Origin of the sequence: Allokutzneria sp. A3M-2-11 16 (assembly GCF_024213555.1) — a bacterium.
In the GTDB taxonomy this organism is placed as follows: domain Bacteria; phylum Actinomycetota; class Actinomycetes; order Mycobacteriales; family Pseudonocardiaceae; genus Allokutzneria.
The window spans coordinates 3,669,053-3,675,052 of the sequence record NZ_JANAVO010000001.1 but is presented as its reverse complement, the minus strand read 5'-3'; the positions used below and the strand labels follow the sequence as shown (position 1 = coordinate 3,675,052).

Annotated in this window: 2 protein-coding genes; both read right to left on the bottom strand. The window is 69.6% G+C overall.

The features are described 5' to 3' along the window. Positions 1 to 674: 674 nt before the first annotated feature. Positions 675 to 4,373 carry an FkbM family methyltransferase gene (locus NLX83_RS41890; protein WP_254236021.1) on the bottom strand — a complete coding sequence of 1,233 codons (3,699 nt, stop codon included), beginning with the start codon at positions 4,371 to 4,373 and terminating at the stop codon, positions 675 to 677. A gap of 82 nt (positions 4,374 to 4,455) precedes the next feature. Next, entirely contained in the window at positions 4,456 to 5,940 is a 1,485-nt protein-coding gene (locus tag NLX83_RS18120; RefSeq protein ID WP_254236020.1) for an amidase family protein, read from the bottom strand. Positions 5,941 to 6,000: the final 60 nt, after the last annotated feature.

Sequence of the window (6,000 nt, the reverse complement as noted above, 5' to 3'; positions counted from 1 at the left end):
AGGGGTTCAATCTATATAAGCTCACTGGCTTACATCGGCACACTGTTGAGTTCTCAAAGAACACACGCACACCATCCGCAGAAACCCGGTTTCTCGAGCTCCCCGTCCGGGGCTTTTTCATTTTGTTCTGTTCGAAGCTTATCCGAACCGTGTTTCCGGTGTCAAATCCGCCAATTTCCGGGGATCTGGCCGGTTCCGATTCGGTTTTAGCTGGTGGAACCTTATCCGGGTCGCTTTCCCGGTGTCAAATCGGGGCCTCAGCCTCGCTTTTCCACAGAAAAGACAATTCCGGACATGGCAGACCCACATCGGAACATATTCACTTCAGTACAGGTTGGGAGCACACGCCAGCGACGCACCGCGTTGAAGCGGGTTTAGTCAGGAGTGTGTTGTTCCCGAGGGTCGTACGCTATCTGATCAACGGAGCCGTCTTGAAGTGACCCCCTCAACAGAGGGCCAGCCTGTCAGCTGCGAATCAGAAGCACCGCAGTAACTTACCCGGTTCGTATCGCGGTGTCAACCCGCTCGACCCGGAGTGTCCAGCCGTCCTGCCCGGGTTCTCGCGATCCCGGCCCGTTCGGCTTCCTGTGCGGCGGAGAGAAAGTTACGCAGCGCCGCACGGGAAGTCAAATCGGCTGGTCAGAGGCTTGGAGGCCGATCTTGGGTGATCGCGTTCAGCGACCGCGCGGGCGGAGCCAGAGGCTCAGCGTGTCCGGCGTGCGCCCCGTCTCCGGGTCAGGCACGAGCAGGTCGGCGGGGTCCTTCGGATCGGTGGCGCCGATCGGCACCAGGTCGTAGCCCCACGTTCCGAACTCGCGCAGCACCGCGGCCGGGTCGTCGCCCAGCGCCACGGTCTGCCGTAGTGACAGCGAGCACACCACGTGCGGACGGTCCCGGCGCAGCAACCGGACGAGACCACCGAGCGCACGGTGACTTCCACCCGGTGCGTCGACCTTCACCACGGACAGGCGCATTCCGTTCGCGGCGGGCAACGCGTCGAGTTCGGCCTCCAGGCGGACAGCGCGCACGGTCGGTGCCGGCTGCTCCCCTTCCGCAGGTTCCCCGGCGGGGTGAACCGAGACGCCGCCAGTGAGTGCGGGCCGCATCGCGAGCTCCGTCGACGAGTCCCAGGCCGCAGCGTCCACAACGGACAGTCGCTCGGCCACGGCGGGTGCGACGTTCACTCCAACGTTGTGCCGCAGTAGCGCGCTCGCCTGCGCGTCGGGCTCGACCGCCACCACTGCCCCGCTCGTTCCGAGCATGTTGAGTACCCGGATCGAGTGGTAGCCGACGTGGGCTCCGATGTCGACGAAGACCCCGTCTGGCTCAACGAGGGAATCGATGAGCGCGGACAGCTCGGGCTCCCACACACCGTTGGTGGAGAGCACGGGCAGCATCAGCGAGTCTTCTGAGGGCAGTCGCAGGAGACCCGCGTCAGTCAGGACCACTGAGGTCGCCGTGCCCTCTAAGGAGGGGTCGGAATCACCCGCGCGGTCGTGCTCGCGGACGACGATCCGGCGGAGCGAGTCGGCGGTGCGCAGCGCGTCGTTGGCAGCGCGGACCCCGGTCTCCAGGCGAGCGTCGCGGTCGCGCAGCGTGGCGACCACGCTCGACTCCAGCGAGTCGATGCGGTCGAGCGTGCGGTTGAGCGCGGAGGTCAGCTTGTCGATGCGCTCGGCGAGCGTGTCGATCTGCTTGTCCCGCGCGGCGTCGCGCTCGGCGAGCGAGTCCTCGATGGCCTGGAGACGGCGCCCCTGGCTCGCCATGTCGGCTCGGGCGCGGACAACGCCGTCGTCGACCCCGATGAGCTGGTCGTCGAGTTGGGTCTGCCGTTCGGCGAGCTGGATCACGTCCGCGCGGAGGTCGGCGTCGACGCGGCCGCCGGAGGCTCCGGTGTCTTCGTTCTGCCTGCGGGCCAGTTCGCCCGCGGTGCGCTCGACACCGTCCACCACCGCGGTGAGGACTTCGCGGAGGTGGTTGTCGTAGTGGCTGAGCACGCGGAGGACCGCCTTGCGCAGCGCCGGAGCGCCCGGGGTGCGGCTCTCGGTCTCCACGTTCGGCTTGCGCAGCAGCGCGTGCCTGGCGACGAGGAGCGGGCGAAGCGGGTCCTCGGCCGGGCCGGGCGGCGGGGCGGCGTGTTGCGCGCGCCAGCCTCGATAGGCGTGTTCGACGCGATCGCGGAGCTGTTTCGCGGTCCCGTCGAGCGTGCGCGCGTGGGTCAGGTGCTCGCGGGCGGCCTGGCCGAGGCGGATCGTCGCTTCGGGGTCCTCGGCGACGGAGCGCATCAGCTCGACGGCTGCCTGGACGTCCGGCTCGGTGCCGACACCGTGGCACGGCACCAGCATCGCGACCTCGGGCGTGAACATCTCCGCGACGGCGCCGTGGTGCGAGGCGAGGATCGGGAGGGACATGCTCGCCGCGCGGGCCAGCAACAGCGACGTGCGGTCCGCGCCGTTGCCTTCCGCGCGGTGGAGTGACACCACGCAGTCGGCCATCGCGAGGAGGTCGTCGGTCAGCTCGATGTCGGTGACCCGGCCATCGGAGCTGCGCTCGACGAGCAGGATGCGGTGGTCGGAGGCAGTGGCGAGGCGCAGGCGCTCCGCGGCTTCGGGGTTGCGCGCCGCGCCGCTGACCGCGAGGACCAAGCGGGCGTCCTGGCGGTCGGGGAAGGCGCTGAGGAACGCCGACACCAGGCCGAGCGCGTTGCCCCTGCGCTCCACGGTGTGGTCGACGGCGGAGACGAACACGATGCCGTCGTCGAGGCCGAAGCGCGCGCGGGCGGCCTTGCGCGCCGGGCGGTCCACCTCGCCGCGATCGGGCACGGGCAGGGCGAGCACGCGGACCGGCACGGCGGTGTTCTGCATCGCCTGCCTGGTCGCGTCGGAGAGCACCCACACTTCGTCCACTTCGGACGGTGCGGCGGTGAGGACGCCATCGGGGCTGACCGAGATCACGTAGCGGTCGCCGGGGACCGGGTGCGCACCGGCGCAGCGCAGCACCACCGGGTAGACGGGCTCGTCGGCGGTGGGCAGGCCGGACGCGCGCACGGTCGCGCGCAGCAGGTCGGCTTCGGCGCCGGTGCCGACGACGCTCACGCCGAGTTGGTCGACGAGGGCGAGGCTCGCGCTCGGGTCGAGACGCGGGACGGCGTCCGGGTGAACGCGGCCGGTGGCCACTCCGGTCGTCGCGCACCAGGTGCGGAACTCCTTGGCCTGCGCGCCGAACGGGTCGGGGTACTGCCTGCGCAGCTCGGGGTCGTCCTGCCAGAGCGCCGAGCCCCAGCGGGAACCACCGGACGCGTGCTGGTTCTCGTCAGCGGGCTCGCAGGCCCACCGGAGGAAGTCCGCGACATCGGAGGCCGGGCCGACCGCGGGCTTGGCGGGCGGGACGCCATTGCGCTGCTCGGTGACGCGCCGGTACTCGCGACGCAGCGCGTCAGGGATCGGGGTGCCGTCCGGCAACGCCGCGAAGGCGTAGGGCTCGCGCTCCCGGTTGTGTCCGACCCTTACAAGCTCGTTGCGGTAGATCGCGCACAGCTGTGCCATCGGCGGGTGCTCGGAGAGCAGGACGCGTGGCCGGTCAGCGATGTTGGCGGACAGCAGCCACGGGCGCTGCGGGTCGAAGCCCGACAGGTGCACGGTGCGCAGCGGCTTGTCGCCGACCAACAAACGGCCCTTGGCGTCGCGCCACGGAGGACGCTGGTCGATGTTCCAGATCGAGACGCCGATGCCCGGGTCGCGCAGCACCTCGTGCTCGACGAGCGCGGGAGCGCCGTCCAGGAACGCGCCCGCGGCGTCGGGGGCCTGGCGGACCTGCTCGGCCCACATGTTGAGGAACGGTGCGGAGCCGGGCGCCACCGCGATGAAGCCTGGGTCGAACATGCCCGCGGTCAGCAGCTCCTCCGGTGCGGGGCGCATGCCGTCGCGCGGCAGCGGCTCCAGCACGCGTGGCAGCAGCACCACGGGGCTGCGCGAGATCGCCTTGAGCACCTCGTCGACGACCGAGTCCAGCACCAGGACGTTCGAGTCGAGGTAGAGCACCGGACCGACCTCGGCGAGCAGCCGCATCATCAGGCGCGGTTGCAGGACCGCGCGCAGCTCCTCGGGCGTGCACGCCGTGGCCAGCCAGGACAGCTCGGCCGCGTCGACGCCGATGTCGGCGGGGGTGAGCAGCCCCGGCCCGACCGCCTCCGGCTCGGCGTCCACCAGCAGCGCCAGGAAGCGGCCGCCGGGGTGCTTGGCCAGGAAGGCGCCGCTGAGCAGCCGGACGGCGGGCAGATCCGCTCTCGTGGCCACTGTGCACGCGTTGAGCACGGCCTTCGGCTGCGGCTGCGGTTCGGTCGTCTGCTCGGACATCGCTGGTGCCTCGGTCACGACGCAGAACCTATCCCGCACGGACGGTGTTCGGGGTCGGTCAACCGGAGCACAAGCGCCTCCAAGATCGGTTCGAGCTGGGTCAACGCGGCAGCGTCGGCAGGTAGCGCGGGGTCAGCCGCGCTGGTTGGAGCTTGTCGAGGTCAGCGGCGTAAGCGAGCAGGCGCGCGTCGGTGTCGCGTCCGGCGAACAGCGACACGCCGATGGGCAACGGCCCCGCCGCACCTGCGGGAACGGTGATGTTGGGATAGCCGGCCATCGCCGCCGGGCCGCCCGAGCCCAGGACGAACGCGTCGCCCTGGCCGTACTCCGTCTTCCAGGCCGGGCTGTTGGTGGGCGCGAGGATCGCGTCCAGCCGGTGCTTCGCCACGGTCTCGTCGATCGAGCGCCGGGAGAGATCCGTCACGAGCGCGCGCTTGCGCCGGTATTCGGGGTCCGTTGTCGGCGGAGCGGCAAGGGTCTGGGTGAACAGCTCCTGACCGAACTTCGACAGTTCGACGGGGTCCTTCGTGTTGAAGCGAATGAGTTCTTCAAGCGTCTTCGGGCCACCGACGCGCGTCGCGAGGTATGCGGGGAGATCGTGCTTGAACTCGCTGAGCAGCACGTCGAGTGAGTGCTTCCCCGTCTGGTCCAGGTACGGCAGTTCGACGTCGACGACCGTGACTCCGTTGGCGCGCAAGCGGTCCACGGTGGCGTTGACCACGCGGTCGGTGTCCTTGTCCAGACCTGCTTTGCGCCACACGCCGATTCGGGCGCCTTTAAGAGTCGCCTTCTCCGCTGCGGCGGGCTTGATGCGCAACGCATTCAGCGTGAGCGCCGCATCGACGACGTGGCGCGCCATCGGTCCTGCGGTGTCCTGCTCGTGGGAAATCGGGGCGACGCCTTCACCGCTGACAGTGCCAAGGGTGGGCTTGAGGCCGACAATGCCGTTCGCGCCAGCCGGGCAGACGATGGAGCCGTTGGTTTCCGTGCCGATCGCGACCTGGGCCAATGATGCGGCGACGGCGGCCCCTGATCCAGAAGAAGAACCGCATGGATTGCGGTCGAGCACATGCGGGTTCGCCGTTTGGCCACCTACCCCGGACCAACCGGATGTGGCGTTTGTAGAGCGGAAGTTGGCCCACTCGGAAAGATTCGTCTTCCCCAGGATCACCGCGCCCGCGGCCCTGAGCTTCCGAACGAGCTCGGCGTCCTTTGCGGGGCGGCTGCTCAACAGGGCACGCGAGCCGACAGTGGTGACTCCCGCGTCGATGTTGTCCTTTAAGAGGACGGGAATGCCGTCGAGTGGGCCGCGCAGCGCGTTGGCCTTTCTGCGCGCGTCACTGGCCGCGGCCTGCGCGAGCGCGTCCGGCTCGACGCGGAGGACCGCGCGCACCTTGTGGTCGACAGTGCGAATGCGGTGCAGATAAGCGTTGGTGAGGCGCACGGCGTTGAGCTGGCCTGCCGCCATCCGTTGTTGCAGCGCGGGGATCGTCGCGCTGTCCAGGTTCTCGCTGGCGTTGGCGGCCGGGGTGAACGCGGCGATGGTGACTGCTGCGAGCAAGACCGTGCTGAGGCGGCGGCGCATGGCCCCCACCCCAGCGGCGATCCGGGTCCGGGTCAACCCCCCGTTCAGAGCTTCGGGGTC

Excerpts from the sequence above, each read along its gene's own strand:
- NLX83_RS18120 (WP_254236020.1), bottom strand. The coding sequence starts at position 5,940 with ATGCGCCGCCGCCTCAGCACGGTCTTGCTCGCAGCAGTCACCATCGCC.